The following is a 25,700-nucleotide window of genomic DNA, read 5'->3' as shown; positions in this document are numbered from 1 at the left end:
CGCTGGCGGCCGTGGCGTTTCCGCATGTCGAACGAGGTGTGGGGCACCCCGACCGTCGCGGGCGACCTGCTGTACGTCACCTCCTTCGAGGTGCACGCCCTGGACGTAGGCAGCGGCCGGCGCCAGTTCAAGACGCGGGACGTCGCCTGGTCCATGGCGGTCGCCGACGGCCGCATCCACGCCTCCGACGGGCCCTCCCTCTTCGCCCTCGACGCCAAGGACGGCTCCGAGCGGTGGCGGCTGAACGCCGACGCCTGGGTGTACGCCCTGCGCGCCGAGAGGGGCAACGTCATCACCGCCACGCGCGGCGGCGGCGTGCAGGGCTGGGAGGCCTCCAACGGCCACAAGCTGTGGGAGCTGAGCGGCGCCCAGTCCGACTTCGAGACCCCGGAGGCGGCCCCCGTCCTCCACGACGGCACGGTCTACGTCTGGCAGGACGCCCGGCTGCGCGCCCTCGACGCCCGCTCCGGGCTGGAGGCCTGGTCGTACCCGGTCGGCGACGCGGCCTCCTGCGGCAACGTCCCGGTCCGCGTCACCCCCGCCCCCGACGGCAACGTGTACGTGGCCGCCGGCACCCGGGTGCTGTCCGTGGACCGGGCCTCGGGCCGGGTCCGCTGGCACTTCGAGGCGCCGGCCGTCTTCCTGGCCCCGCCCGCGTTCGCGCCCGGCCCGGCGGTCACCGGCGGCGGGGTGTACCTCGCCGACTACCTGGGCACCGTCTACGCCCTGGACGCCGCCACCGGCAAGGACCGCTGGCGCATCGCCACCGAGCCGCGCCCGGCGGCGGACCCGGTGCTGGTGGCGGGCGGCAACGTCCACCTGGGCGCGGGCAGCGCCCTGTACACGCTCGACGCGGTCACCGGCACCCCGAAGTGGCGGTTCGCGGCGGGCGGCGAGATCACCGGCCCGCCGGTGGTCGCGGACGGCCGGGTCCACTTCGGCTCGGCCGACCACTGCCTGTACACCCTGGACGCGGCGGGCGGCCAGCTCCGCTGGAAGCTGGCCACGGGCGGCGAGATCACCGGGGCCCCGGTGGCGGAGGCGGGCGTGGTGTACGCGTGTAGCAAGGACCGCTGCGTCTACGCCCTGGACGCCGCCAAGGGGACGGGCACCCGTACCTCCTGAGCTCCCGGGACGGGTCCGACCGGGTCGCCTTACGCGGTGCGCGTAAGGCGACCCGCCCCCCTCCAGGTAGCGCCCGGCACCAGGAGTGACAGGATGGACCCCATGAGCAACGTCTTCTTCGACATCAACATCAACGGCGCCCCGGCCGGCCGCATCGTCTTCAACCTGTTCGACGATGTCGTCCCGCAGACCGCGCGCAACTTCCGCGAGCTGGCCACCGGCCAGAACGGCTACGGCTACGCCGGCTCCGGCTTCCACCGCATCATCCCGCAGTTCATGCTGCAGGGCGGTGACTTCACCAACCACAACGGCACCGGCGGCAAGAGCATCTACGGCGAGAAGTTCGCGGACGAGAACTTCACCCTGAAGCACGACCGGCCGTACCTCCTGTCGATGGCGAACGCCGGCAGGAACACCAACGGCTCGCAGTTCTTCATCACCACTGTCGTCACCCCGTGGCTGGACGGCAAGCACGTCGTCTTCGGCGAGGTCGTCGAGGGCCAGGCCCTGGTCGACCAGATCGAGGCCCTGGGCTCCCAGTCCGGCGCCCCCAAGGGCAAGGTCGAGATCGCGGCCTCCGGCGTCGTCGACGCCGCCTGATCCACCCCGCACATGCCGGTCGGCCCCGCCCCCTTCCCGGGGAGCGGGGCCGCCGCCGTTCGGTGCCGCTCCGCGCGTGACCGGAGGTGTCGGTCCTCCCTGGTAGCGTGATCCGCCGTTGTTTCGGGGGAAGGAATCGCGCCATGGTGGCCGGTCGTCATATCCGCTTTACCGCAGTACTCGTGGGCGTCGTGCTCTCGCTCACCGGCTTCTCCGCCCACGGCCGCCACGGCCACAGCGGCGGGCACGGCTGCTCGTCCAGCAAGAGCAGCCACAGCAGCACCAACGACAGCAACAACAGCACCACCACCGGTGGCGGCACCGGCAAGAGCAAGAAGAGCGACGCGCCCGCGCACGCCACGGTCGTCTCCTGCGCCGCGCCCGGCCGTACGAAGGCCGTCCTCCAGGTCACGTCCGACCTGGACACCCAGCGCACCGTCGACGTGCCGCTCACGTTCGAGGGCAGCGCGGGCACCGTCGACCGGACCTCCGTCCGCGTCACGCTGAAGCCGCGCGAGACCCAGACGGTCACCGTCCCGATGGTCAGCCCCAGCAAGGTGAACGACGTGCAGCGCTGCCAGGTCGGCAGGCTCAGCTGACCGGTCCTACAGGCGGTCGCCCGGCCCCCGGGGGTCGGGTTCCGGGGCGGCCGGCCGGGGCAGCGGTTCGAGGTCCACGTCGCGGCCCCGGGGCCGCCGGCGCCGGCCCCGCATGACCGCCGCCGCCAGGAGCAGCAGCGCCCCCGCGCCGAAGGCGCTCGCGGCACCGGCGCCGAGGCCCTGCCCGTCGGCGCCGACCGACAGGCCCCCGGCCGCCTGGCCCTGGCGGACCATCCACAGCACCGCCACGCCCAGCACCACCACGCCCGCCAGCGCCATGAGCAGCCGCGAGCGCCGCAGCACCGCGCACAGCGTGAGCAGCGCGGCGAAGAGGAACGGCAGCAGCAGCGAGCCCAGGAGGGCGGGCGGGTCGGTGGTGACGCCGGAGCCGGAGAACAGCTCCTCGATGCGGTAGTCGCGGCCGGGCCGGCCGTCGTACCAGGCGCGGAAGGGGCTCCAGACGGCGGCGGCCGCCCCGATCAGCCCCATGAGCGAGCCGACTGCGTTGCGGATCATGCCCGGCCCTCCGGGGTAGGGGTCATGATCCCGACGCTAGCCCGGGGCCCCCGGCCCCGCACGCCGGCCGTGGCGTCCGGACGGCGGCCGCGCCACGGGTCCCCGTCCCCGGCTCAGGAGGTCGCGCGGGCCGATTCGACGCGGCTGCGGAGGGCCAGGTTCATCGCGGTGAAGTTCCGCGCCGTGCCCTCCAGCAGCCTGCCGAGGAACGGGACCAGCAGCCCCCGGAAGCGTTCGCCGTGCTCCAGCCGGGTGGTGCGGTTCGGGCCCTCGGAGAGCCGGAAGAAGTGCTCGCCGTCGAAGAGCCCGCGCACGAGGAAGTGCCCCGTCCAGCGCAGCTCGGCCCCCGGCGCGCAGACCCGTACGGTCGGGTGGAAGGTGGTGGGCCTGCCCGACTCCGCGTACATCGTCAGCCGCAGCCGCTCGCCGAGGGCGACTTCGCCGCCGGCCTGTCGGATGAACGGGTTCCAGACGCAGTAGCGGGGGAGGTCGGTGAGGACCGCCCAGACCTCTGCGGGGGGCGCGTCGATGGTGATCTCGGTGGTGATGTTCCGTCGCATGGTGCCGTGTTCCTCGTGGTGATCCGGTGCTCACCGAAGGGACGCGGGGCGTGCGGCTGCCGCCGGGTTCGGTGCTCGGATGCAACCACGGATCCGGCGGCCCGGGGCCGGGGGAGGGGACGTCTTCGCTGGTGGCGCAGAGAACGGAGCGAGGCCTTCCGGGTGTGCGGTGGTGAATGCCGACAGGTCGGGCGCCCGGCCCCGGCCGCGGCCGCGCGAGGACTGGTAGCGTGACCGCCGTTTGTCCCAGGGGGAGGGGATCAGGTCATGCTGGCTGGACAGGGACGCCGGATCAGATGCGGCGCGGTGCTCGTGGCGGTGGTGCTCTCGCTCACCGGGTTCTCCACGGGCGGGAGCAACGGCAAGAGCGACAGCGGCGGGGGCGGCTGCTCCAGCTCCAAGAGCAAGACGAAGACCAAGAAGAAGAGCCACGGCAGCGGCATCCACACCGACGCGGGCCCGGACGCCACCGCCTCGCCCACCACCAGCGCCGGACCGGCCACCGCCGTCGTGGTGTCCTGCGTCGACGCCGACGCCTCCCACCCCTCCAGCACCATCGAGGTCACCTCGCGCCTCGACCGCACCGCCACCTTCTCCGTGACCCTCCGCCGCGAGGGCGTCGGCGGCGGCCTCGTCGAGACGGCCACCGCCCTCGTGACCCTGGAACCGCGCCAGACCCGTAAGGCGGTGGTGCCCCTGCGCGCCACGGCCCGGGCGGGCGACGTCAGGGACTGCCGGATCGGGTCGGTCACCACCGTGAACGCCTCCCCGTCCCCGAGCCCCTCCGCCACGCCCGCCCCCTGATCAGCGCAGCCGGAACTCCGTCCCCGGCCGGCGGGAGGCGAACAGCTCCGCCTGCCGTTCGGGCGGCAGGTTGCCCAGCGCGATCAGGGCCGGCGCCTGGGCGAGGGCCTGCTGCAGCGCCGCCTGCTTCGCCGACCACAGGGCCCGTACGGTGCCCTGGACGCCCTCCGTCGGGAACGAGGCCAGGGTCCGCGCCGCCCGCACCGCCGCCGCGAGCAGCTCCCCGGGCTCGGCCAGCTCCGAGACCAGGCCGATCTCGTACGCCCGCCGCGCCGAGAGCCGCTCCGCCGTCCCCATCAGGGACATCCGGGCGACCTCCCCGAAGGGCATCCGCTGCGCCATGTACACGGCCTCGTAGGCGCTGACCATCCCGTACGAGGTGTGCGGGTCGAAGTAGGTGGCGGTGGTGGCCGACACGATGAACTCGGCCTCGCCCAGCAGGTAGAAGGCCCCGCCGCACGCCATGCCGTTGACGGCGGCCACCACCGGCTTCCACAGGTCGTTCGCCTTCGGCCCGATGGCGATCAGCGGGTCGTCGACCGAGTACGGGGAGGCCGGCTGGGGCACCTCGGCCGCACGGTCGATCCCGGTGCAGAACGCGGCCTTCCCCGCGCCCGTCACCACCACCGCCCGCACCCCGTCGTCGAACCGGAACTCCCGCCATGCGCCGGCCAGTGCGGCGGCGGTGGCCAGGTCGACCGCGTTGTGCCGCCGCTCCCGGTCCAGCGTGACGACCGCGACCCCGCTCTCCTCGTCCCGCTCGACCCGCAGCGTCACGGCCGCTCCAGGATCCAGCGCGGCACGCTCATCCCGCCCGTCCGCGTGAACACCGCCTGCACCCGGGCGCCGATCCGCAGCCGGGACGGGTCCACCGAGTCGAGGGGGGCCTCGGCGGAGGCGACCAGGTTCCCCGCCAGCCGGATGTGCGGGGCCTCCGCGAGCTCCACCAGGATGACGTTGTACGGGGCCTGCGCCGCGTACGCGGGCAGCAGCGGGGGGTGCGGCAGGACGTAGGACCAGATCCGGCCCCGCCCGCTCATCGGGCGCCACTCGGAGTCGAAGGACCGGCAGTGCGGGCAGCAGGGCCGGGGCGGGAAGCGGAGCCTGCCGCAGGAGGAGCAGGCCTGGACGCGGAGTTCGCCGCGGGCGGCGTACTCCCAGAAGGGGGCGCCGTCCTCGTCGGGGACGGGGAGGAGGAGCTGGAGCTCCTCGGCGCCGGGGGCGGTGGTCATCGTTCGGCTCCTCGAAGGGTGGGCGGCGGACTCAGGCGCGGAGCAGGATCGCGGACGTCGGGACGCCCTCGCCCGCCGTCACCAGGCAGGTCGCGGCGTCCGGCACCTGGGCGGTGGAGGTGCCGCGCAGCTGCTTGACGCCCTCGTTGATCAGGTTGAAGCCGTGCACGTACGCCTCGCTCAGCCCGCCGCCCCCGGTGTTGATCGGGAGCCGCCCGCCCATCTCCAGTGCCCCGCCCTCGGTGAACGCGGCGCCCTCGCCGCGCCCGCAGAAGCCGTAGCCCTCCAGGGAGAGCGGGATCAGCGGGGTGAAGGCGTCGTAGATCTGGGCCACGTCCACGTCCTCGGGCCCGAAGTCGGCCTGCTTCCACAGGTGGCGGGCGGCGGTCCAGGCCGGCCCGGACAGCGGGTCGTCGTTCCAGTAGTTGACCATCCCGTGGTGCTGGGCGGGCAGGCCCTGGGCGGCGGAGTGCACGTAGACGGGCTTGTGCCGGCAGTCGCGGGCGCGCTCGGCGGAGACGATCACGCAGGCGAGGGCCCCGTCCGTCTCCAGGCAGTTGTCGAAGAGGCAGAGCGGGTCGCTGATCATGCGGGAGGTCATGTACATCTCCCGGGTCAGCGGCCGCTCGTACATCATCGCGGCCGGGTTCTCGTTGGCCCGGTTGCGGCAGGCCATCGCGACGTTGAAGAGGTGGTCGCGGGTGGCCCCGTACTCGTGCATGTAGCGGCGGGCCAGCATGCCGATCTCGTCGGCCGGCCGCAGCAGCCCGAAGGGCCGGGTCCACTGGGCGGGGGTGGGCAGCTGGACGGCGGTGTTCTTCCAGGGCCGCGGTCCGGAGCCGCGCTTGCGGGAGCGCCAGGCGACGCCGACGGTGGCCTGGCCGGCGGCTATGGCGGCGGCGAGGTGGCCGACGGTGGCGCAGGAGCCGCCGCCGCCGTAGCCGACCTTGGAGAAGAAGGTGACGTCGCCGGCGCCGATGGCCTTGGCGACCTCGACCTCGTCGGTCTCCTCCATGGTGTAGGAGGCGAAGGCGTCGACCTCTCCGGGGTCGATGCCCGCGTCGGCGAGCGCCGCGAGGACCGCCCGGCAGGCCAGTTCCTTCTCGGACGCGGGTAGTCGCTTGGCAAAGGGGGTCTGGCCGATGCCGACGATTGCCGTAGCGTCCTTGAGCGTTGCCGCCATCGCCACCTCCGGGGGGTGCGCCGGTACTGCTGACAGCCGCGAAGGCTACAGCTAATCTGACGGATAGTCAGCTACTGGGCTCCGGCGGAGGGGGCGGACGATGAACCAAGGCGACCACGACCACACAGGACCGGACGCCCCGGCCCCACCGAACCCGACCAACCCGCCGTCCCTGCCGGGGGCGCAGGTGCCGGCGCGGGCCGCCACGGCGGCGGGGCGGCCTGCCGGTGATGCGCCCCTCGGCGATGCGGCCGGCGCCGGGGCGGCCGGGGACCCCGACGACCCGCGGGGTGATCTGCGCTGGGGGAGCGTTGCCGGGCTCGTGCGGGACGCCGCGCGGCGGTACGCCGGCCGGGAGGCCGTCGTTGACGGTCGAACGCGGCTTGACTACGCCCAGCTCGGCGAACGCGTCGAACGTGCCGCCGCCGCCTGTCTCGCCGCCGGCGTCGAACCCGGCGACCGGGTCGCCGTCTGGGCGCCCAACACCCTCGACTGGATCGTCTCCGCCCTCGGCGCCGTCACCGCCGGCGCGGTCCTCGTCCCCCTCAACACCCGCTTCAAGGGCGCCGAAGCCGCCTACGTCCTCCGGCGCAGCCGCGCCCGCCTGCTCTTCGTCACCGGCACCTTCCTCGGCACCTCCTACGTCGCCTCCCTGCGCCGCGCCGCGGCCGAAGGCCCCGGCACCGGGCCGCTGCCCGGGCTGCCGCACCTGGAACAGGTCGTGGTCCTCGCCGACGACGGCCCCGCCGACTTCCGCACCTGGAAGGACTTCCTCGCCGGAGGCGACCCCGTCCCGGCCGCCGCCGTCCGCGCCCGCGCCGACGCCATACCCCCCGACGCCCCCTCCGACATCATCTTCACCTCCGGCACCACCGGCAGCCCCAAGGGCGCCGTCATCACCCACGCCCAGACCCTCCGCTGCTACGCCGTCTGGAGCGAGCTCGCCGGACTGCGCGAGGGCGACCGCTACCTCATCGTGAACCCCTTCTTCCACACCTTCGGCTACAAGGCCGGGATCATCGCCTGCCTGATGCGCGGGGCCACGATGGTCCCCCAGCCCGTATTCAACGTCGACACCGTCCTCGCCAACGTCGCCGCCGAGCGGATCTCCGTACTCCCCGGCCCGCCCACCCTCCACCAGTCCCTCCTCGACCACCCCCAGCGCGACCACCACGACCTCTCCGCCCTGCGCCTGGTCGTCACCGGAGCCGCCGTCGTCCCCCTCCAGCTCGTCGAACGGCTCCGCGCCGAACTGCGCATCGCCACCGTCCTCACCGCCTACGGGCTCTCCGAGGCCGGCGGCATCGTCACCATGTGCCGCCGCGGCGACCCCGCCGAGGTCATCGCCGCCACCTCCGGCCGCGCCATCCCCGGCACCGAGGTGCGCATCACCGGCCCCGACGGCACCCCGCAGGACCCCGGTACCCCCGGCGAGGTCCAGGTCCGCGGCCACCACGTGATGCGCGGCTACTTCGAGGACCCCGACGGCACCGCCGGCGCCCTCGCCCCCGAGGGCTGGCTGCGCACCGGCGACGTCGGCGTCCTCGACCCGGCCGGCAACCTGCGCATCACCGACCGGATCAAGGACATGTTCATCGTCGGCGGCTTCAACGCCTACCCCGCCGAGATCGAGCAACTCCTCGGCCTGCACCCGGACATCGCCGACGTCGCCGTCGTCGGCATCCCCGACCCCCGGCTCGGCGAGGTCGGCAAGGCCTACGCCGTCCGCCGCTCCGGCTCCACCCTCACCGCCGACGACCTCATCGCCTGGTCGCGGCGCGAGATGGCCAACTACAAGGTGCCGCGCGAGGTCGAGTTCGTCCCCGACCTGCCGCGCAACGCGAGCGGCAAGGTCCTGAAGACGGAGCTGCGCGGAAGGCGGTAGGCCGGGGGACGGAAACGCCGGCGGCCCGGCCCCGCACACCGGGGCCGGGCCGCCGGGCGTCAGGCGCCCCCGTACGCCACGTCGGCGCGGGCGGCGCACTCGCGCGCGGCCAGGTCCCGCCCCAGCGGGGCCAGGGCCGCGCAGAACAGGAGCGCGCCGAGCGGGATCAGGTCCAGGCTGACGGCCATCACGGCCGTGCCCAGCAGCACCGCCACCGGGCGCCACACACCGGTCCGCCGCTGTACGGCCAGCTGCGTCACGATCCACAGCAGGCCCACGTAGAACAGCACCGGCCCGACCGAGTACACGGCCGGCTCCACACCGGGTCGGCTCTGGACCTCCTCGAACAGCCGGTCCATGCCCGCGCGGTCGGCGGACTGGAGGCCCACCATCAGGTCGATGACCGCCTGCGCGAAGGCCGCGGCCGCCCCCGCCAGCCCGAGCCCGGTCGCCACCCCGGCACCCACCCGTCCCACGGGCCCGCCCGGCACGGCGAGGCGCAGCAGCCCGAGGAACACCGCCCCGAACAGCACCACCCCGGCGGCCAGGAAGACGTGCCCGACGGTCCACGCGAGACCCGGCCCGTGGTCCGGATCGGCCAGCCGAACCAGCCCGTACACCACCATGCACAACGGCGCCACGACAAAGGCCCCCCGCACGCCCCCGACCCACCGCCGCCCCCACGGCCGCCGCCCGTCGGACCCGGGCGCCCCGGACCGCACCCCCTCCGACTGCAGGCCGCCCCGCACCCCTTCGGCCCACGGGCCAGCCGACGGCCCTTCGGCCCGCAAGCCGGGCGGCGGCCCTTCGGCCCTCAGGCCGGCCGGCGCTCCCACCGCCCCCAGCCCGGGCCGCGCCCCCACCGCCCGCAAGCCGGCCCGCAGGCCGTCCGGTTGCCCCGCCCCGGACCGCCACCCCTCGGCCGGCCGCCCCGTAATCCCCTGCGCAGACGCTTCGTTGGTCATGCCTCCGATCCTCACCGCGCCCCACCCCGCCCCGGATCCGGCATCACCCCCACCCCACCCCGAGGACACCCCGACGCGCCCCTGACCGGGCCCCGCCCGTGGTCGCGTTAGCCTGCACGGGTGAGCGTGCACCAAGCAGTTGTCCGATTCCGTCGGTCCGCCCGGGCCCGGGCCTGGGCCGCCGCCGGGGCCGTCGCCGCCCTGGCCGCCGTCGCCGTCACCGCCCTGCTGCCCGGCCCGCCCGAGCCGCCCGACGACGACTCCCCGGCGGACGGCGGTGGACCCAAACCCGGACTGACCGCCGCCGTCTCCGCCCCCTTCAACGCCTTCACCGACGGCTACGACTGCTACCGCATCCCCACCCTCACCACCACCAGGGACGGCACCCTCCTGGCCATCGCCGAAGCCCGCACCTCCGGCTGCGGCGACATCGGCGACATCGACCTCGTCCTCAAACGGTCCACCGACGAGGGCCGCACCTGGGGCCCCATGCAGGTCCTGCGCGGCGCCGGCGACGACGGTTCCTACGGCAACCCCGCCCCCGTCGTGGACTCCGCCTCCGGCCGCATCTCCCTCCTCTACGCCTACAACACGTGGACCGCCGACGCCCAGGGCAACCGCGTCCGCGGCGCCCGCGAACTGCGCCTGGCCCACAGCACCGACGACGGCGCCGCCTGGACCACCGACCCCGACCCGCAGCCCCAGCTCAAGGACCCCGACTGGACCTGGGTCTCCGTCGGCCCCGGCCACGGCGTCCAGCTGACCCCCACCCGCCCCGACCGGCCCGGCCGCCTCGTCGTCAGCGCCGACTACCGCACCGCGTCCAACGCGTCCGGCGCCCAGCTCCTCTACAGCGACGACGGCGGCCTCACCTGGAAGCCCGGCGCCCGCTGGGGCGCCCCCGAAGGCACCCCCGCCCCCAGCGAACCCGCCCTCACCCAGCTCCCCGACGGCCGGATCTACGTCAACGCCCGCTCCACCGCCACCTGCGGCACCCCCGACCACCGCGTCTCCGCGATCATCGACGACGCCGCCGCACCCGAAGTCCCCGCACCCGGCTTCGTCCCCGTCACCGGCCTCCCCGCCCCGCCCGCCTCCGGATCCGTACTCCAGCTGCCCGGCGGCCCCCTGCTGCTGTCCGCGCCCAGCCGCCCCGGCGCCGAGTCCGCCGACCGCTGGACCCTGGCCGTACGCACCTCGCAGGACGAGGGCCGCACCTGGTCCGCGGACGGCGCCGTCGTCCTGCGCGAACGCGTCGGCTACTCCGACATGACGGCCCTGCCCGGCGGCCGCGTCGGGCTGCTCTACGAGACCGCCAACGGCACCCCCCACGGCTACATCAAGTTCACCGCCTTCGGCCCCCACGAGCTCCGCACCGCCGCCGAGGACCTCACCCCCCGCCACACCGCCGACACCACCCCCCACCACAACCACGCCGTCGTCCACGGCACCCCGCGCCTGGGGAACCGGCCCGGCGGCGGCAAGGCCATGCGCTTCGACGGCAAGGACGACTTCCTCCGCCTCATCGACTGCCCCGACGAACTCCGCATCGGCGCCGGAGACTTCGCCGTCACCACCTGGGTCAAGTACAAGACCCGCGGCCAGGACAAGGAGAGCGGCCGGCGCCAGCCCCTCGTCTGGGCCTACGGCCAGGGCCCCACCGCCCAGCAGATCCGCATCGAGGCCGACCCCGCCACCGGCCGCCTCGAAGCCACCGTCAACGCCGGCACCGGCCCCGTCCCGCTGACCTCCCCGACCCGCACCGACGACGACGCCTGGCACCACGTCGTCCTCCAGCGCAAGGGCACCCGCCTCGAACTGTCCGTGGACGGCGGACCGGCGGCGGCCACCGCACTCACCCCCGACCAGATGGACCTCCGCCCCACCGGCGCCTTCACCATCCACCTCGGCACCCAGCCCGACTACAAGGCCTTCTACGCGGGCGCCCTGGACGACGTACGGATCTACGGCCGCGCCCTGTCCCGCAACGACACGGCCCGCCTGCGCGACGGCAACGACCTCACCGGCGAGGAACGCGTCCACCTCGCCTTCGACCGCATCTGGTGACCCGGCCGGGTTGTCAGTGGCCCCTGCCATAGTCCGCACATGATCTATGAACTCGACGGTGTCGACTGGGCGTCGATGCGCCACGCGTACGGGCCGGCCGGTGACGTTCCCCGATGGATCAGGGGCATGGCCTCGGCCGACCCCGACGCCCGGCAGGAGGCGTTCGACGAGTTCCACAGCGCCGCCCACCACCAGGGCGACGTCTACCCCGTCACGGTGGCCGCCCTGCCGTTCCTGTTCGACCTGGCCGACGACCCCGCCACCCCCGACCGTGACGACGACTGCATCCGTTTCTCCCCCGACGGCACCGAGTCGACGGCCCCGGCGGACGCCATGGCGCTGCTGCGCGCCCGCGCCGACGCGTTCGTCCGGTACGCGGCCGACCCGGACCCCGGCGTACGGCGGCCCGGGACCGAAGGCGTGGGCCTCTTCCTCGACGACGCCGACCGGGCCGTGCGGATCCTGCGCGACCGGCTCCCCGCCGAGAGCGGAACCGCCGAACGGCTCCTGGTCATCCGCACCATGGCCACCCTGGCCCTGCGCCTGCCCGCCGCGCGGACCACCGCCACGGCCTGGCTCGACACCCTCGCCGACGACCCCTCGGCGGACCCCGACATCCGGCTCGGCGCCCTCGTCCACCGCGCCCGCTGCACCCCCCAGGACATCGGGGACGAGGTCATACCGACGGCCATCGGCCTGCTGGGCCGGCTCACGCCCGGTGCGGAGGAACCCGACGACCGGGAGTGCGGAGCCGGCAGCGGCGCCTGCGCCTGCACGGAGCCCGAACCCGCCGCCGCCCGGGACGTCCCCCCGCAGATAGCCGCCGCGTTCGAGGACCTCGACCGGCACGGTCGCGCCCACGCCCCCACCACCACCCTGCTGCAGACCTTCCACACGGTCCTGGACGCGCGCGTACCCGAACGCACGGCCCTCCTCACCGCCCAGCTGCGCAGCCCGGACCCCGCCACCCGCCACGACGCCATCGCCATGGCCAAGGACCTGATCGGCTCCTGGCGCGGCGACCACACCCGGCTGGTCACCCTCCTCGCGGACCGCCTGCAGCCGCAGGAGCCGTACACCACCACCGCCGCGGCCGAATGCCTCCGCTCCCTGGGACCCCTCGCCGAACCCGCCCGCGAAGCCCTGGCCGCCTGCGTCGCCGCGCACCGGACGGCGCACGGCGAGGACGTCTGGGCCGCGCCCCGGCCCCTGCTGCGCCGTGCCCACCAGGAAGCCGTCATGGCACTGGCCCACCTGGGCGACCCCCGCGCACTGCCGAGCCTGCTGACGGCCCTGGACAGCGGTGTCGACGCCTGGCGCGCCGTACAGGTGGCGGGCAGGCTGGGCCCGGCAGCCGCCGGCGAGCTGGTTCCGCGGCTGACCCGGCACCTGGCCGGCGTCGACTTCTCCCAGGAGTGGACCGACATGAGCGCGGGGGCTCTGGTGGGCGCCCTGGCCGCACTGGGGGATCCCGCCGCCGTCCCGGCGATCACACGGGCCGTGGAAGAGGCGGCCCGTCACGAGCAGGGGCGCACCGCGGCCTCCGCCCTGGAGGCGCTCTCCTCCTTCGGTACCGCCGCCGCCGGCTCCCTGGAGGTGGTCCGCAGGCTGGCCGACGCCCAGGACGCCGACGTCCGCTTGGCTGCCGCAGGCGCCCTGTGGGCGCTCGGGCGGGACCCGGAGGACGTCCTTCCCCGGCTGGAGGAGCACCTCGACGGCTACCGGCGCCACCAGGCGGCCCAGGTGCTGGGCCGGATCGGTCCGCCCGCCGGGACGGCCGTCCCGAGCCTCGGGGAGATGCTGACCTCCGGGGACGCGTGGACCCGGGTCCACGCCGCGACCGCGCTATGGGACATCGCCGGCGAGACCGGGCCCGATGCCGATGCCGAAGCCGATGCCGGGGCCGTCGTGCGGACCCTGCTGGCCGCGTGGGAGGACAACAACCTGACCTCGCACCGCGCCCTCGCCTGCCTGTCCCGCATGGGCCCGGCCGCAGCACCCGCCGTCCCCCGGATCGAGGCGGAACTGGCGGCGGCCCGCCGCCACAACGCCTTCTTCGGCAGCATCGCCGACGACGAGGAGACGCTGCACCTCTGTCGCACCGTCCTGGAACGCCTCGCGGCGGACCCGGCCTAGCCGGGCCCCGCCTAGGCCGGCTTGCGCGCCAGCAGCAGGCGCCACCTCGGGGCGCCGTCCTCGCGGTGGCCGAAGTGGTCCAGCGGGACCGTCTCCACGGTGAAGCCCGCCACCTCCAGGTCCGTGCGGACCGGGCCGAAGGGGAAGGTGCGGTAGTACATGACGAACGGCGGCCGCCACACCGCGTTGCGGACCCGCATCGCCGCGTCGAAGCCGGCCGCCGCCCACCACACGGGCGAGGCCAGGGGGACCGGGGCGCCGACGGGGAAGGCGAACACCCCGCCGGGGCGCAGCGCGCGGTGGACCCCGGCGAAGAGGGCGGGCCGCTCGGCCGGGAGGAAGTGGCCGAAGGCGCCGAAGCTGACGGCGAGGTCGTACGTGTTCCCGAGTTCCTCGGGCAGGGCCAGCGCGTCGGCCCGTACGAGGTCCACGCCCTCGGGGTGCGCCCGGGCGGCCTCCGCCAGCATGCCGGCGCTGAGGTCGACCCCGGTGACCCGGTCCCGGCACAGGCGGCGCAGCATGCCCAGACCGGCGCCGGTGCCGCAGCAGACGTCCAGACCGGAGCCGAAGGAGCCCTCCCGCTGGGCCAGGGTCTCCTCGACGGCGTCGAGCATCCGGTCCGGGGTGCGGAAGGGGGTCCGGTCGAACTTCGGGGCGAGGAGGTCGTAGCCCCGCTCGACGGAGGAGAGGGCCTGGACGGCCAGTTCGCGCAGGCTCGGGCCCTGGGAGGTGAACACGGCCCCAGCGTAGTGACCACGGGCCGCGGGAGGGAGCACCCCCGGGACCCGGGCGGGCGGACACGCGGACACGCGGGTACGCGGGTACGCGGGTACGCGGCGGCCGCGGTGGTCCCCCTCCGGCCACCGCGGCCGCCGCTCCCCCGTACCGTTCGGCGTACGGGCTCACCCGGATTCCCCCGAATCCCCCGTGGGCTCGCCCGTACGTCCCCCCGTGTTCCTGCCGGCGGCGCATCCCCCCGGGTGCGCCACCGTCGTTCCCCCGTGTTTCCCCCGTACGTCCTCGGGCGGTTCCCCCGTACGTCCCCCGTACGACCGCTCAAGGCCCCCCGTACGTTCCCCCGTACGTCATGCGGTCGCGCTCGTTACGGGAGCGTCCCGGAGGCGTGGTTGTCCATCGCCACGATGTCGACGTCCGAGGCGTGGTTGTCCTGCGGCTTGTCGCCGGGCTTGACCGCGACCGGCGGTTCGGCCGACAGGTCGTCCAGCGGGTTGATGTCGGCGCCGGAGGCGTGGTTGTCGAGCGGTCTGATGTCGCCGTCGAGCGGCAGGATGTTCTCGTTCGTCGTCATCGACTCTCCTGAATCGTATGGGGCCATGTGGTGGTCGGGCCCGTTCGGCGATTCCCCCGTGGACCGCCGAACGGGTAGTCCTCCAGCCGGCCCGAGTGCCCCCCGACGCCCCGGGTCGATGTATTCATGGTGCCGGGCGGCGATAAACGAACGATGAACGTGTCCGTCCATCGGCGGGGGCCGCAGGTCAGGCGGACACTTCCGACGCCAGCAGCGCCTGTACTTCGGCCAGTTCCGCCGAGCCCAGCTGCAGGAACACCGACTCCGCGTCCCGCCAGCACGCCCGCGCCCGGTCCAGCTGGCCGAGCCGCCGCAGGGCCTTGCCCAGGACCGTCAGCACCGTCGCCCGGCGCCATTCGCCGCCGATGCCGCGCAGGGCGATGGCCTGCTCGGCGTGCTTGGCGGCCAGGGTGGGCCGCAGGGCGGCCAGGTGGGCCTCGGCGAGCCGGAAGTGGGTGACGCCCTCCCACAGCGGCTGCCGGTTGTCGTGGAACAGCGACAGCGCCTCGTTCAGCTGCTCCAGCGCCTCGGTGAGCCGGCCGGCCTGGGTGAGCGCGATGCCCAGCGCGTAGCGGCCGTTGGCCAGGCGCAGGGTCAGGCCCATCCGGTCGTATATGGCGATGCCCTGCTGGGCGAGGTCGATGGCGCTGGGCAGCCGGCCCAGGACGACGTGGATCCGGGAGAGGTTGCACAGGGCGCTGGCCTCGCCGATGAAGTTGCCGTCGGCCCGGAAGTTCTCGATGGCCTCCAGCAGGAAGCGCTCCCCGTCGGCGTGCCGCCCCTGGTAGAGGGCGATGATCCCGCGGTCGTTGGGCGCCCAGCAGCTGGGCAGCGGGTCGCCGGCCAGGCGGGCCAGGGCCATGGCCTGGCGGGCCTGGTCGTCGGCCTCGGCGAACCGGCCCACGAAGAGGTGGACCATGGTGAGGGTGGTGCGCGCCCGGCCCTCGGTGCGCGGGTCCTCGGCGGCGCGCGCGGCCTCGCACAGGGTCAGCGCGGCGGACTCGTACTGCTTGGAGTTGGCCCCGGACTCGGAGAGGTCCTTGGCCGCCCACAGCAGGTCCACGGCCCGGCGCAGCGCGTCCGGCCGGCCGGCGGACTGCCGTACGCAGGCCAGCAGCGGGTCGGCCTCGGCGAACAGCCAGTCCAGGGCGGCGCGGGGCTCGGTGAGGACGAGGCCGGGGTGGCGGGTGGCGGACAGGTGGGCGGGGAGGCGGTCGCCGGGCCGTTCCAGGGCGTACACGCGGGAGGCGGTGGCGAGGTAGAAGTCGAGGAGCCGGTCGAGGGCGGCCTCGCGCCCGCCGGCGGGCTGCTCGTCGCGTTCGGCGCACGCACGCGCGTAGAGGCGTACGAGGTCGTGGAAGCGGTAGCGGCCGGGGGCGGCCGATTCCAGCAGGGAGCAGTCGACTAAGGCTTCGAGGAGGTCCTCGGTGTCGTGCTCGGGCAGGTCGAGGACGGCGGCCGCCGCGGCCAGGGAGATGTCGGGGCCGTCGGCGAGGCCCAGGAGGCGGAAGGCGCGCTGCTGGGCGGGTTCCAGCTGGCCGTAGCCGAGCTCGAAGGTGGCCTTGACGGCGAGGTCGCCGGACTGGAGTTCGTCCAGGCGGCGGCGCTCGTCGGCGAGCTTGGCGGCGAGGACGGAGACGGTCCAGGTGCGGCGGGCGGCGAGCCGGGAGGCGGCGATGCGGATGGCGAGCGGCAGGAACCCGCAGGCGCCGACGACGTCGAGGGCGGCCTGGCGTTCGGCGCCGACGCGTTCGGCGCCGACGATGCGGGTGAACAGCTGCAGGGCCTCCTCGGGGCTCATCACGTCGAGGTCGACGAGATGGGCGCCGGCGAGGCCCGACATCCGGACCCGGCTGGTGACGAGGGCGGCGCAGCCCGCGGTGCCCGGCAGCAGCGGGCGGACCTGGGCGGCGTCGCGGGCGTTGTCGAGGAGGACCAGGACGCGGCGGCCGTCGAGGATCGAGCGGTAGAGGGCGGCCCGGTCGGCGGGGGAGTCGGGGATGGAGCTGTCGGGGGTGCCGAGGGCCCGCAGGAAGGAGCCGAGGACGGCCTCGGGGAGGGCGGGGCGGGGTTCGGTGCCCTGGAGGTCGACGTAGAGCTGGCCGTCGGGGAAGTGGGGGCGGGCGGCGTGCGCGACGTGCACGGCGAGGGTGGTCTTGCCGACGCCGCCGATGCCGGCCAGCGCGGAGACGGCCATGACCTGCCCCTCGGTGCCGGCGAGGATCTCGCCGAGCTCGCTGACGAAGGGGGCCCGGCCGGTGAAGTCGGGGACGGTGGCAGGCAGCTGGGCGGGCCTCACGGGTACGGGGGCGGCGGCCGGGGCGGGGTCCTCGGCGCGGGCCAGTTCGGCGTCGGCGTTCAGGATGCGCTGCTGGAGCGCGGCCAGTTCGGGGCGCGGGTCCACGCCGAGCTCGTCGGCGAGGAGGCGGCGGGTGTCCGCGTACACGGCGAGGGCCTCGGCCTGGCGGCCGCTTCGGTAGAGGGCGAGCATCAGCAGCTCGCGCAGCCGCTCGCGCAGGGGGTGGGCGGCGGTGAGGGCGGTGAGCTCGGAGACGGCCTCGGCGTGGTGGCCGACCTCCAGGTCCAGGTCGAGGCGGGTCTCCAGCAGCTGGAAGCGCCATTCGGAGAGGCGGGTGCGTTCGGTCTCGGCGTGCGGGCCGGGGACCCCGGCGAGGGGTTCGCCGTCCCACAGGTCCAGGGCGCGGGCCAGCAGCGTACGGGCGAGGGCGCGGTCCCCGGCGGCGCGGGCCTTCTCGGCGTCGGCGCAGAGGGTGCGGGCGATGCCGAGGTCGAGGGCCTCCTGGTGGGGCAGCCGGATGGCGTAGCCTCCGGCGTCGCTGACGAGCAGCTCGGGGTCGAGGACCTTGCGCAGCCGGGAGGCGTAAGTGCGGATGGTGGCCAGGGCCTGCTGCGGCGGGTCCTCGCCCCAGATCGCGTCGATCAGTTCGGGCGCGGTGGCGGTGCGGCCGTCGCGCAGCAGCAGCGCGGCGAGCAGGGCGCGCTGCTGGGGGCTGCCGGAGGGCAGCGCCTCGCTGCCGCGCCAGGCCCGGATGGGCCCGAGCACGGCGAACCGGTTGGGCTGGTGCGGGATGGCCGGTCCGCCGTCCATCTGTCCTCCCCTGCCTTCCATCGGTTTAAGGGTCAGTCTGCCCTGTGTTGCACGTACGCGTCAGCCCGCGGCGGAGCCCTCCGCTCCTGGCTGACGAACGACCGGCGTCCGAATAGCTGACGGTTCGTCAGATCGACGCTACCTTAAGGAGCATGGAGACCTTCCCGAAGATCATCTCGGTGGACGACCACACGGTTGAGCCCCCTCACGTCTGGCGGGACCGGCTCCCGTCCAGATACCGCGACACCGGGCCCCGGATCGTCCGCGCCCCCCTCAAGGAAATGACCTTCCTCGGCGGCAGGTTCGCCCCTGTCATGGGCGCGAAGGGCGACGACGGCCCGATGGGCGACTGGTGGGTGTACGAGGATCTGCACCGGCCGCTCACCCGCCTCGACACCGCCGTCGGGTACGACCGTGACGAGATCAAACTGGAAGTCATCACCTACGAGCAGATGCGCCCGGGCTCCTTCTCGGTTCCCGAGCGCCTCGCCGACATGGACGTCAACCACGTCCAGTCCGCCCTCTGCTTCCCCACCTTCCCGCGCTTCTGCGGCCAGACCTTCACCGAGGCCAAGGACCGCGAACTCGGCCTCCTCGGCGTCCGCGCCTACAACGACTGGATGGTGGAGGAGTGGTGCGGCCCCCTCGCACAGGGCCGCCTCATCCCCCTGACCCTCATCCCCCTCTGGGACGCCCGCCTCGCCGCCGAGGAGGTGCGCCGCAACGCCGCGCGGGGCGTGCGCGCCGTCGCCTTCTCGGAGATCCCGCCGCACCTGGGGCTCCCGTCCGTCCACACCGACGCGTGGGACCCCTTCCTCCAGGCCTGCGACGAGACCGGCACGGTCATCGCCATGCACATCGGCTCCTCGTCGCGCATGCCGTCGACCTCGGCGGACGCCCCGCCGGCCGTCGGCTCCACCATCACCTTCGCCAACTGCTGCTTCTCGATGGTCGACTGGCTGATGAGCGGCAAGTTCGAACGCTTCCCGAACCTGCGGATCATGTACGCGGAGGGCCAGATCGGCTGGATCCCGTACATCCTGGAGCGCGCGAACGTGGTCTGGGAGGAGAACCGCGGCTGGGGCGGGGTCGCCGACAAGGTCCACCGCCCGCCGTCCGAGCTCTTCGCCGAGCACGTCTTCGGCTGCTTCTTCGACGACGCCTTCGGCCTGCGCAACCTCGACTCCATCGGCGTCGGCAACGTCCTCTACGAGACGGACTACCCGCACTCGGACTCCACCTGGCCCAAGTCGCGGGAGGTCGGCGAGGCCCAGATGGGGCACCTGGACGCGGAGGTGGTGGAGCGCATCGTGCGCGGCAACGCCATCGACCTGCTGGGCCTGACCCCGGATGGGCTGTGGGCCGGGCCGGGGGCCTGAACGGCGGTAGGGGGCGGGGCCGCCGGCGGCCGGGATGTCAGCCGGCGGCGGTCGCGCTCCCCGCCGTCACCACCGGGCGGACGTGCGTCAGCAGCAGCTCCAGGAAGCGGTCCGGGCGGCGCAGCGCCGCGAAGTGGCTCGCGTCCTCGATCAGCGCGAAACCCTTCACGGGCGCCTCGACCGCGTCGAAGTACGCCTTGGCGCGCGCCGCCGGGGTGATCACGTCCAGGGCGCCCTGGAAGACGAAGAACGGCACCTCGAAGCGCGTGCCCTCCGCCCAGTCGTCGAAGCCGTGCGTCCCCCGGGTGACCGGCTCCGAGAAGCCCTGCCCCTTGACGTACGCGGCGATCCGCCCGAGGGAGTACAGCGGCGACAGCCACATCGAGCCCAGGACCACCTTCTTCACGGTGTCCAGCGTCAGCGGGTCGCTCCCGGCGCACAGCTTGTCGTACGCCGTCCGCTGCGCCGGGGTCCAGCGGCGCGGATCGGAGCCCATCGCCTCCAGCTCCGTCGCGTCCTTCGCCTTCCCGGCGGCCCGGAGCCGCTCCAGGGTGGCGTCGTAGGCGGAGGTGTCCCGCCCGGCCTCCTGGACGTTCTGGTCGGTGCCCACGTACGCCGAGAAGAGCTCGGGGTGGTTGCGGGCCAGCCGGAGCCCGAAGACCGTGCCGAAGGAGCTCGGCACCAGCACCACCCGCTCGACGCCGAGGCGCTCCCGGACGTGGTGGACGACCTCCAGGGCGTCCGCGTACAGCCGCTCGAACGACGGCTCCCCGCCCTGGCCGGCGGGCCCGCCGTGGGCGAAGGTCAGCCCGGCACCGCGCATGTCCCAGCGGACCAGGGTGAAGTGCTCCTCCCAGGCCCGGGTGCGGGCCCCGTACGGGGAGTTGGCCGCGCCGGGTCCGCCGTGGACCTCCAGCAGCACGGGGTTGGCCCGGTCCTCGCCGCGCACCGAGATCCACTGGTCGATCCCGCCGATACGGACGAAACCCTGCTCGTCGATGCCGTTCGGGGTGTCGATGCGCATCAGGCGGGCGTTCGCGGACCGGCGCAGGGCGCGGTGGGCGAGGAGGCCCACGACGGGAGCGGCGAGCGTGGTGGCGGCGGTGGCGGTGATGATCCCGAGCATTACTGTTTCCCCCAGACACTGTTTTGCTGACGGGGAGGAGATTACGGCAAGACGCCGATCTGTAAAGGGGGTTGGGGTGGGCGGCAGCAACCGCCTCGGGGATCGGCCGCCACTGCCGGAATCCCGCCATCCAAGCGCCGCGCGAGCTTCGGACCTTGCACCCCGGCCCGTTGCCGGGGCATGCTTCGCCAGGGCAAAGCGGGAGGGATCATGGCGGTGGACAAGCGGTCCGTGGTGACGGCGGTGCTGTGCGCCGTGGCGGCGCTGGGCGCCTCGGCGGCGGTCGCCGAGCTGGCCCCACCCCCCGAAGCGGCCGCCCCCGTACACGCCAAGTCGGCCGCACCCTCGGGCCCGCCGAGCGGGCCTTCGCGTTCGCAAGCCTCGAAGCCCCAGCTGTCCAAGCCCCAGTCGGCCCCCGTCACACCCAAGCCGGGCAACGCCACCGCCTTCACCGGCGCCCTGTTCACCGGCGGCCTGGACGGCGACCACTTCTGCACCGCCACGGTCGTCCGCAGCCCCGGCAAGAACATGCTCATCACCGCCGGCCACTGCCTCCTGGAGGGCCAGCAGGCCCGTGACGGCGGCGCCGTCTTCGCACCTGCGTACGCGAACGGCGTGGCCCCGTACGGGGTCTGGAAGATAGAGCAGGTCTACGAGGACCAGCGCTGGGCCGACGACACGGACGACGACTACGACCTCGCCTTCGCCCGCCTCGCCCCCGACGACAAGGGCCGCAACATCGAGGACCTCACCGGCGGCGCCGTCCTGGACACCAGCGGCCGCGCGGGCGAAGAGGTCACGGTGACGGGCTACCCCGCCGACCGCAAGGTCCCCCGCACCTGCACGGCCGTGTCCGTCCGCACCAGCGAGCGCGAGCAGCGCTTCGACTGCGCCGACTTCCCCGGCGGGACCAGCGGCAGCGCCTGGCTCGGCCGCGACGGCAAGATCATCGGCATCCTGACGGGCGGCGACACGGACGACGTCTCCACCAGCACCGTCCTCGGCGACTACGCGGCCCAGCTCTACGCCAAGGCCACGGGGACGAAGCGCTGAGGTGAGCGGGTGGCTGGGGGCGGCTCCGGGCGGGAGCCGCCGGCCGGTGCTGTAGCCGGCCTCCCCCGTGCGGGGGAGGGCGGGCCCGTCCGCTCCGCCCCGCGAGCGATGTCCGGCGGGGCGGGCCCGGCCAGGATCGGGGGCGACCCGAACGCCGCTCCGGCGTTTCGCCGCTCCCGAAGGAGATCCCGCCGTGCACCGGACGACCCTGCGCCTCGCCATACCCCTCGCCCTCGCCGCCGCCCTCGCCGCGGGGGTCGGACTGCCGGCTTCGGCGGCGGTGGTTTCGGAGGCTCCTTCGCTTTCTTCTTCCTCTTCCTCTTCCTCTTCGTCACCGTCACCGTCTTCGGCGGCCTCCCGGGTGGGCGGGATCAGCGGGTGGGCCCGTATGGAATACGGGGACCCGCGCGACGACGTACAGGTCTCGGTCGACGCCCACGGGCTGTTCGCCGCGTCCGGTGCGGATTCCGGATCCGGTGCCGGGAGCGGCTCCTCCACCGCGACCCGCCCGTGGGGCACCTTCCGCATCCAGCACTACTCACCGCCCGTGGACGGGGAGCCGGGCAACTTCAACTGGGGGGACTTCAGGGTCGACTGCCTGCGCGTGGAGGGCACGGAGGTGTCCGTGACCGGCCGGCTCGTCGACGCCGGCCCGGCGTGGAAGGTCTTCCTGGACCGCAAGCCCCTGCCGGCCCGCATGGGCCTGAGCTTCCACGTCCCGCGCCCGGGCAGTGGGGACGCCACCCGGATCGGCCTCACGCCCCCCACCATCGGTGACGGCCCGGAGGTCGCGAAGTGCGCGACCAGGCCGCCGGAGGCGGGGGTGACGGCGGGCGGCTACAGCCTCCTGCCCCGGCCGTGACCTGCCAACGGGGGCCTAGCATGGGAACGTGGATTCGAATACGGGGCTGTCCGCCGCCGGTGCCTCGGGGGCGCGCCCGCCCCTGACGCCCGCCCTCAGCGGTGACGAACTGGCCCGCTGGTACTGGACGCTGGCCGAGCTGACCGAGCTCGCCCGGCGGCTCGACGTGCCGCGCGGCGGGGGGAAGGCGGCACTCGCCGAGCGGCTGCGGGCCGCCCTTGACGGCAAGCCGCTGCCCACGGCCCCGGCCCGCCGCCCCGCGGCCGGCCGCCGGCTCGCGGCGCCGGTGGACGGGGCGAGCGTCATCCCCGAGGGGCAGCGGTGCAGCCAGGTGCTGCGGGAGTTCTTCCGGCGGGAGATCGGCCCGGGGTTCCACTTCGACGGGTACATGCGCGCGTACATCGCGGAGAACGCGGGCCGCACCCTGGCCGAGGCGGTGGCCCACTGGCACGACACCCGGCCCGCCGCGGCCCAGCCGCAGGAGATCGGCGGCCAGTTCGAGTTCAACCGCTTCCTGCGCGCCTGGCACGCCGACCACCCGGCCGGCACGAGGGACGAGGCCCTGGCGGCCTGGCACACCCACCGCTCGGCACAGCGCTAGCCGAGCGCTATCCCACCAGGCCGAGATGGACCGGCTCCATCGAGGTGTCGGCGAGCAGATCGGACAGGCGCGGGGGCCAGAGGGGCTCGCCGAGGGTGGCGAGACGCTCGGGGGAGACCCACTGCCAGTGGATGCCGGGGGCTTCGAGGACGGGCTCCCGGTGCGGGCCGGTGGTGACGTAGATGTGCTCGTGCTGCCGGACGGGGATGCCCTCGTGGGTGAAGTCGTGCTCCCAGGTGCACAGGAGCCGCTGCGGCTCCAGGTCGGTCCACCCGGTCTCCTCGCGCAACTCCCGCCGCACGCACTCCTCGGGGGTCTCGCCGGGATCCATACCGCCGCCGGGGGGCAACCAGTGGATGCCGACTTCGACGTTGTTCTCCCGGAACAGGAACACCGACCCGCTGGGGGAGAGGACGACAATACGCGCTGCCTGACGCGGAGTTCTCATCACCGCAGGGTAAGACGGTGAGCCCCTGCGCGGGAGGGGTCGGCGGAGGGCGCTGGGGGGCGGGGCGGGGGCTTCGGCGGGCCGCTGGGGTGGGGCGGGGGTGGTGGGGTGTGGGCGGGGGCTTCGCAGCCCCTGAGATGGGGCGGGGTTGGCGGGGCGCCGGCGTTGGCTTCGGCTGGGGGTGGGCGGTGCACCTCTGGGGCGGGGTCGGGGGTGTGTCGGGGGCTTCCCGCCAGTCCACTGTCCTTCCGTGCCGGTCCGGCCTGTCAAGGGCGCTCCCTTCGGTCGCGTCGCTTCGCGATGGCCTTCGGCCACCCTTGACAGGCCGGCCCGTCCCGAAATGCCAAAGACTGTCGGGAAGCCCCCGAAGGAACGGCATGGTCCAACCTCAGCAGATCGGCCCGGTCCGGCAATGCGCGGCCTGATTCCGGTTGGCTGACAAGGCATCCGGGCCGAGTGAGCGCCCTTGCGGGGTTCGGGCAGACGGCCGCCCCAGATCGCTACGCGCTTCGCTCGTCTCGGCGTCGCCGGCCGTCCGGGGCTGATACCCGCACGAGAGGTCGATGGGAGGGTCCTCCGGGCCGGGCAGCCGCAGCAGATCGCTACGCGCTCCGCTCGTCTCGGCGTCCGACGGCCGTCCGGGGCTGATACCCGCACGAGAGGTCGATGGGAGGGTCCTCCGGGCCGGGCAGCCGCAGCAGATCGCTACGCGCTTCGCTCGTCTCGGCGTCCGCCGGCCGTCCGGGCCGATAGGTGCACATCAGGACGATCAGGCGGGTCCTTCGGGACTGGTTGGCGCATGGGATCGCTATGCGCTCCTCTTGTCTCGGCGTCCGGCCGCTGCCTTGGGCTGATGGCGGCGCCAAAAGGTGACAATGTGGCCATCTGGGCGGGTAGGGGCCTCGGGTCGCGAAATCGCTTCCGCTTCTTGGTGTCCAGCGGTGGTCTGGGGTTGCCGCTCGCATCCGATGACGACCAGAAGTGCGTGGGGCGGGGTGGTGGGCGCGCCAGGTCGCTACGCGCTCCTCTTTCCCCGGCGTTCGACGGTCATCTGGGGCTGATACCTGCACAAAAGGGCGGCCGTCCAGTCGTCTGCGGATGGGCGGCGCGTCAGGTCATCGTGAGGTTCCGCTTCTTGGTGGCTGGGGGTGGGCTGCGGGCTGATTTTCATGTAAAGTCAATCACGAGCTCGCAGCCGGGAAACCGGCGGTGGGACTGGCGTTGGTGGTCCAAGGAAAGGCACCCCACTTCCTGTGGGGGGATGCAGGTGCAAGGCCTGCCCAGCGCTCGATGAAAGGCCCCGGCCTCCGCAAGGAGACTGGGGCCTTCTGCATGTGCACCCACGCATTCCTGCGGTCCCTTCCGGCCGTCCTGACGTGGCCCACCAGCCCCGGAGGACCGTCCCGTCGTCGACTGTCCTGTCGTCCTGATGTGCGCCTATCGGCCCCAGTCGACCGCCAGACGCCGAGATGCGGGAAGCGCGTAGCGATCTGACGCGCCCACCTGCGACGCAGCACCATCCCGTCGTCCTTTGGTGCGGGTAGCAACCCCCGGGCGGCCGGCAGACGCTGAGACGAGGGGAGCGCGTAGCGATCTGGCGCGGCTGCCCGATCCGGAGGACCATCCCTTCGTCCTGACGTGCGGCTATCAGCCCAAGGCGGCAGCCGGGCGCCGCGAAAACGGGACCGCGTAGCGATCTGATGCGCCCACCTGTTGCGGAGGACCGTCCCGTCGTCCTTTGGTGCGGGTATCAGCCCCGGACGGTCGGCGGACGCCGAGACGAGCGAAGCGCGTAGCGATCTGGGGCGGCTGCCCGGCCCGGAGGACCCTCCCATCGGCCTCTCGTGCAGGCAGCAGCCCCGGACGGCCGCCAGACGCCGAACGAACAGGAGCACGTAGCGATCTGGGGCGGCCGTCTGCCCGAACCCCGTAGAGGCCCCCACTCGGCCCGAATCCCAATCAGGCGACCGGAATCAGGCCGCGCATTGCCGGACCGGGCCGAAATGCTGAGGTTGGACCATGCCGTTCCTTCGGGGGCTTCCCGACAGTCTTTGGCATTTCGGGACGGGCCGGTCTGTCAAGGGTGGCCGAAGGCCATCGCGCAGCGACGCGACCGAAGGGAGCGCCCTTGACAGGCCGGA

At 74.0% G+C, this 25,700-nt stretch carries 22 protein-coding genes; 11 read left to right on the top strand and 11 right to left on the bottom strand.

The window, feature by feature from the left end:
- From AB0F18_RS28980 to AB0F18_RS28970, 3 genes are all read left to right on the top strand, one after another.
- Window positions 1-1,125 (top strand): PQQ-binding-like beta-propeller repeat protein (locus tag AB0F18_RS28980; protein ID WP_362065931.1); only part of this gene is annotated, 1,125 nt, incomplete at its 5' end.
- 102 nt (window positions 1,126-1,227) lie between these two features.
- Window positions 1,228-1,725: a peptidylprolyl isomerase gene (locus tag AB0F18_RS28975; RefSeq protein WP_362065933.1), complete on the top strand. Its 498-nt coding sequence runs from the start codon at window positions 1,228-1,230 to the stop codon at window positions 1,723-1,725.
- Window positions 1,726-1,907: 182 nt separating this feature from the next.
- The gene (locus tag AB0F18_RS28970) at window positions 1,908-2,324 is read left to right on the top strand and encodes a hypothetical protein (RefSeq protein ID WP_362065929.1); all 417 of its coding nucleotides are present in this window, start codon (window positions 1,908-1,910) and stop codon (window positions 2,322-2,324) included.
- A 6-nt stretch (window positions 2,325-2,330) separates the two neighbouring features.
- Here the strand turns inward: AB0F18_RS28970 and AB0F18_RS28965 are convergent, their stop codons facing one another.
- Window positions 2,331-2,840: a hypothetical protein gene (locus AB0F18_RS28965; protein ID WP_362065927.1), complete on the bottom strand. Its 510-nt coding sequence runs from the start codon at window positions 2,838-2,840 to the stop codon at window positions 2,331-2,333.
- A 113-nt stretch (window positions 2,841-2,953) separates the two neighbouring features.
- On the bottom strand, window positions 2,954-3,400 hold the full coding sequence (locus tag AB0F18_RS28960) for an SRPBCC domain-containing protein (protein ID WP_362065925.1): 447 nt from the start codon (window positions 3,398-3,400) through the stop codon (window positions 2,954-2,956).
- Window positions 3,401-3,667: 267 nt separating this feature from the next.
- Between AB0F18_RS28960 and AB0F18_RS28955 the strand changes: the two genes are divergently transcribed.
- The gene (locus AB0F18_RS28955; protein ID WP_362065923.1) at window positions 3,668-4,204 is read left to right on the top strand and encodes a hypothetical protein; all 537 of its coding nucleotides are present in this window, start codon (window positions 3,668-3,670) and stop codon (window positions 4,202-4,204) included.
- Here AB0F18_RS28955 and AB0F18_RS28950 read toward each other — a convergent pair whose 3' ends face one another.
- Genes AB0F18_RS28950 through AB0F18_RS28940 form a run of 3 tightly spaced genes read right to left on the bottom strand, consistent with a single transcriptional unit; the run spans window position 4,205 to window position 6,619 of the window.
- Entirely contained in the window at window positions 4,205-4,981 is a 777-nt protein-coding gene (locus tag AB0F18_RS28950; protein ID WP_362065921.1) for an enoyl-CoA hydratase/isomerase family protein, read from the bottom strand. It abuts the gene before it with no gap.
- Window positions 4,978-5,436, bottom strand: a complete 459-nt coding sequence (locus AB0F18_RS28945; protein WP_362065919.1) for a Zn-ribbon domain-containing OB-fold protein — start codon at window positions 5,434-5,436, stop codon at window positions 4,978-4,980. Before AB0F18_RS28945 ends, AB0F18_RS28950 begins: the two co-directional genes overlap by 4 nt.
- A gap of 31 nt (window positions 5,437-5,467) precedes the next feature.
- Window positions 5,468-6,619: a lipid-transfer protein gene (locus AB0F18_RS28940; RefSeq protein ID WP_362065917.1), complete on the bottom strand. Its 1,152-nt coding sequence runs from the start codon at window positions 6,617-6,619 to the stop codon at window positions 5,468-5,470.
- A 100-nt stretch (window positions 6,620-6,719) separates the two neighbouring features.
- Between AB0F18_RS28940 and AB0F18_RS28935 the strand changes: the two genes are divergently transcribed.
- Complete coding sequence (locus tag AB0F18_RS28935; RefSeq protein WP_362065915.1) at window positions 6,720-8,504, top strand: FadD3 family acyl-CoA ligase; 1,785 nt, start codon at window positions 6,720-6,722, stop codon at window positions 8,502-8,504.
- 59 nt (window positions 8,505-8,563) lie between these two features.
- Here the strand turns inward: AB0F18_RS28935 and AB0F18_RS28930 are convergent, their stop codons facing one another.
- Window positions 8,564-9,130 carry a hypothetical protein gene (locus AB0F18_RS28930; protein ID WP_362065913.1) on the bottom strand — a complete coding sequence of 189 codons (567 nt, stop codon included), beginning with the start codon at window positions 9,128-9,130 and terminating at the stop codon, window positions 8,564-8,566.
- A 459-nt stretch (window positions 9,131-9,589) separates the two neighbouring features.
- Between AB0F18_RS28930 and AB0F18_RS28925 the strand changes: the two genes are divergently transcribed.
- Both AB0F18_RS28925 and AB0F18_RS28920 read left to right on the top strand, forming a co-directional pair.
- The gene (locus AB0F18_RS28925) at window positions 9,590-11,536 is read left to right on the top strand and encodes a sialidase family protein (protein WP_362065911.1); all 1,947 of its coding nucleotides are present in this window, start codon (window positions 9,590-9,592) and stop codon (window positions 11,534-11,536) included.
- A 39-nt stretch (window positions 11,537-11,575) separates the two neighbouring features.
- On the top strand, window positions 11,576-13,672 hold the full coding sequence (locus AB0F18_RS28920) for a HEAT repeat domain-containing protein (RefSeq protein WP_362065909.1): 2,097 nt from the start codon (window positions 11,576-11,578) through the stop codon (window positions 13,670-13,672).
- Window positions 13,673-13,683: 11 nt separating this feature from the next.
- Here AB0F18_RS28920 and AB0F18_RS28915 read toward each other — a convergent pair whose 3' ends face one another.
- The 3 genes from AB0F18_RS28915 to AB0F18_RS28905 all read right to left on the bottom strand — a co-directional run bounded on the left by AB0F18_RS28915 (window position 13,684) and on the right by AB0F18_RS28905 (window position 18,090).
- Complete coding sequence (locus AB0F18_RS28915; RefSeq protein ID WP_362065907.1) at window positions 13,684-14,409, bottom strand: class I SAM-dependent methyltransferase; 726 nt, start codon at window positions 14,407-14,409, stop codon at window positions 13,684-13,686.
- A 365-nt stretch (window positions 14,410-14,774) separates the two neighbouring features.
- Window positions 14,775-14,981: a hypothetical protein gene (locus AB0F18_RS28910; RefSeq protein WP_362065905.1), complete on the bottom strand. Its 207-nt coding sequence runs from the start codon at window positions 14,979-14,981 to the stop codon at window positions 14,775-14,777.
- Window positions 14,982-15,168: 187 nt separating this feature from the next.
- Window positions 15,169-18,090 carry a BTAD domain-containing putative transcriptional regulator gene (locus AB0F18_RS28905; protein ID WP_362065903.1) on the bottom strand — a complete coding sequence of 974 codons (2,922 nt, stop codon included), beginning with the start codon at window positions 18,088-18,090 and terminating at the stop codon, window positions 15,169-15,171.
- A gap of 152 nt (window positions 18,091-18,242) precedes the next feature.
- Here AB0F18_RS28905 and AB0F18_RS28900 point away from each other — a divergent pair, with 152 nt between their 5' ends.
- Entirely contained in the window at window positions 18,243-19,469 is a 1,227-nt protein-coding gene (locus AB0F18_RS28900; protein ID WP_362065901.1) for an amidohydrolase family protein, read from the top strand.
- A gap of 37 nt (window positions 19,470-19,506) precedes the next feature.
- On the opposite strand, the gene AB0F18_RS28895 is transcribed toward AB0F18_RS28900, so the two are convergent.
- A complete protein-coding gene (locus AB0F18_RS28895) occupies window positions 19,507-20,595 on the bottom strand; it encodes an alpha/beta hydrolase (protein WP_362065899.1) in 1,089 nt (362 codons plus the stop codon).
- Window positions 20,596-20,805: 210 nt separating this feature from the next.
- Here AB0F18_RS28895 and AB0F18_RS28890 point away from each other — a divergent pair, with 210 nt between their 5' ends.
- From AB0F18_RS28890 to AB0F18_RS28880, 3 genes are all read left to right on the top strand, one after another.
- Window positions 20,806-21,648, top strand: a complete 843-nt coding sequence (locus AB0F18_RS28890) for a trypsin-like serine protease (RefSeq protein ID WP_362065897.1) — start codon at window positions 20,806-20,808, stop codon at window positions 21,646-21,648.
- Window positions 21,649-21,841: 193 nt separating this feature from the next.
- Window positions 21,842-22,510, top strand: a complete 669-nt coding sequence (locus AB0F18_RS28885) for a hypothetical protein (RefSeq protein WP_362065895.1) — start codon at window positions 21,842-21,844, stop codon at window positions 22,508-22,510.
- A 28-nt stretch (window positions 22,511-22,538) separates the two neighbouring features.
- Entirely contained in the window at window positions 22,539-23,111 is a 573-nt protein-coding gene (locus AB0F18_RS28880; protein WP_362065893.1) for a DUF6434 domain-containing protein, read from the top strand.
- 7 nt (window positions 23,112-23,118) lie between these two features.
- On the opposite strand, the gene AB0F18_RS28875 is transcribed toward AB0F18_RS28880, so the two are convergent.
- Window positions 23,119-23,559, bottom strand: a complete 441-nt coding sequence (locus AB0F18_RS28875; protein WP_362065891.1) for an NUDIX domain-containing protein — start codon at window positions 23,557-23,559, stop codon at window positions 23,119-23,121.
- Window positions 23,560-25,700 lie beyond the last annotated feature (2,141 nt).

The organism is Streptomyces sp. NPDC029216 (assembly GCF_040648015.1).
In the GTDB taxonomy this organism is placed as follows: domain Bacteria; phylum Actinomycetota; class Actinomycetes; order Streptomycetales; family Streptomycetaceae; genus Streptomyces.
The sequence above is the reverse complement of the archived record's forward strand: the minus strand, read 5'-3'. Positions and strand labels throughout refer to the sequence as shown.

Excerpts from the sequence above, each read along its gene's own strand:
- AB0F18_RS28975 (WP_362065933.1), top strand. The coding sequence starts at position 1,228 with ATGAGCAACGTCTTCTTCGACATCAACATCAACGGCGCCCCGGCCGGC.
- AB0F18_RS28965 (WP_362065927.1), bottom strand. The coding sequence starts at position 2,840 with ATGATCCGCAACGCAGTCGGCTCGCTCATGGGGCTGATCGGGGCGGCC.
- AB0F18_RS28960 (WP_362065925.1), bottom strand. The coding sequence starts at position 3,400 with ATGCGACGGAACATCACCACCGAGATCACCATCGACGCGCCCCCCGCA.
- AB0F18_RS28955 (WP_362065923.1), top strand. The coding sequence starts at position 3,668 with ATGCTGGCTGGACAGGGACGCCGGATCAGATGCGGCGCGGTGCTCGTG.
- AB0F18_RS28945 (WP_362065919.1), bottom strand. The coding sequence starts at position 5,436 with ATGACCACCGCCCCCGGCGCCGAGGAGCTCCAGCTCCTCCTCCCCGTC.
- AB0F18_RS28940 (WP_362065917.1), bottom strand. The coding sequence starts at position 6,619 with ATGGCGGCAACGCTCAAGGACGCTACGGCAATCGTCGGCATCGGCCAG.
- AB0F18_RS28935 (WP_362065915.1), top strand. The coding sequence starts at position 6,720 with ATGAACCAAGGCGACCACGACCACACAGGACCGGACGCCCCGGCCCCA.
- AB0F18_RS28930 (WP_362065913.1), bottom strand. The coding sequence starts at position 9,130 with ATGGTGGTGTACGGGCTGGTTCGGCTGGCCGATCCGGACCACGGGCCG.
- AB0F18_RS28920 (WP_362065909.1), top strand. The coding sequence starts at position 11,576 with ATGATCTATGAACTCGACGGTGTCGACTGGGCGTCGATGCGCCACGCG.
- AB0F18_RS28910 (WP_362065905.1), bottom strand. The coding sequence starts at position 14,981 with ATGACGACGAACGAGAACATCCTGCCGCTCGACGGCGACATCAGACCG.
- AB0F18_RS28905 (WP_362065903.1), bottom strand. The coding sequence starts at position 18,090 with ATGGACGGCGGACCGGCCATCCCGCACCAGCCCAACCGGTTCGCCGTG.
- AB0F18_RS28900 (WP_362065901.1), top strand. The coding sequence starts at position 18,243 with ATGGAGACCTTCCCGAAGATCATCTCGGTGGACGACCACACGGTTGAG.
- AB0F18_RS28895 (WP_362065899.1), bottom strand. The coding sequence starts at position 20,595 with ATGCTCGGGATCATCACCGCCACCGCCGCCACCACGCTCGCCGCTCCC.
- AB0F18_RS28890 (WP_362065897.1), top strand. The coding sequence starts at position 20,806 with ATGGCGGTGGACAAGCGGTCCGTGGTGACGGCGGTGCTGTGCGCCGTG.
- AB0F18_RS28875 (WP_362065891.1), bottom strand. The coding sequence starts at position 23,559 with ATGAGAACTCCGCGTCAGGCAGCGCGTATTGTCGTCCTCTCCCCCAGC.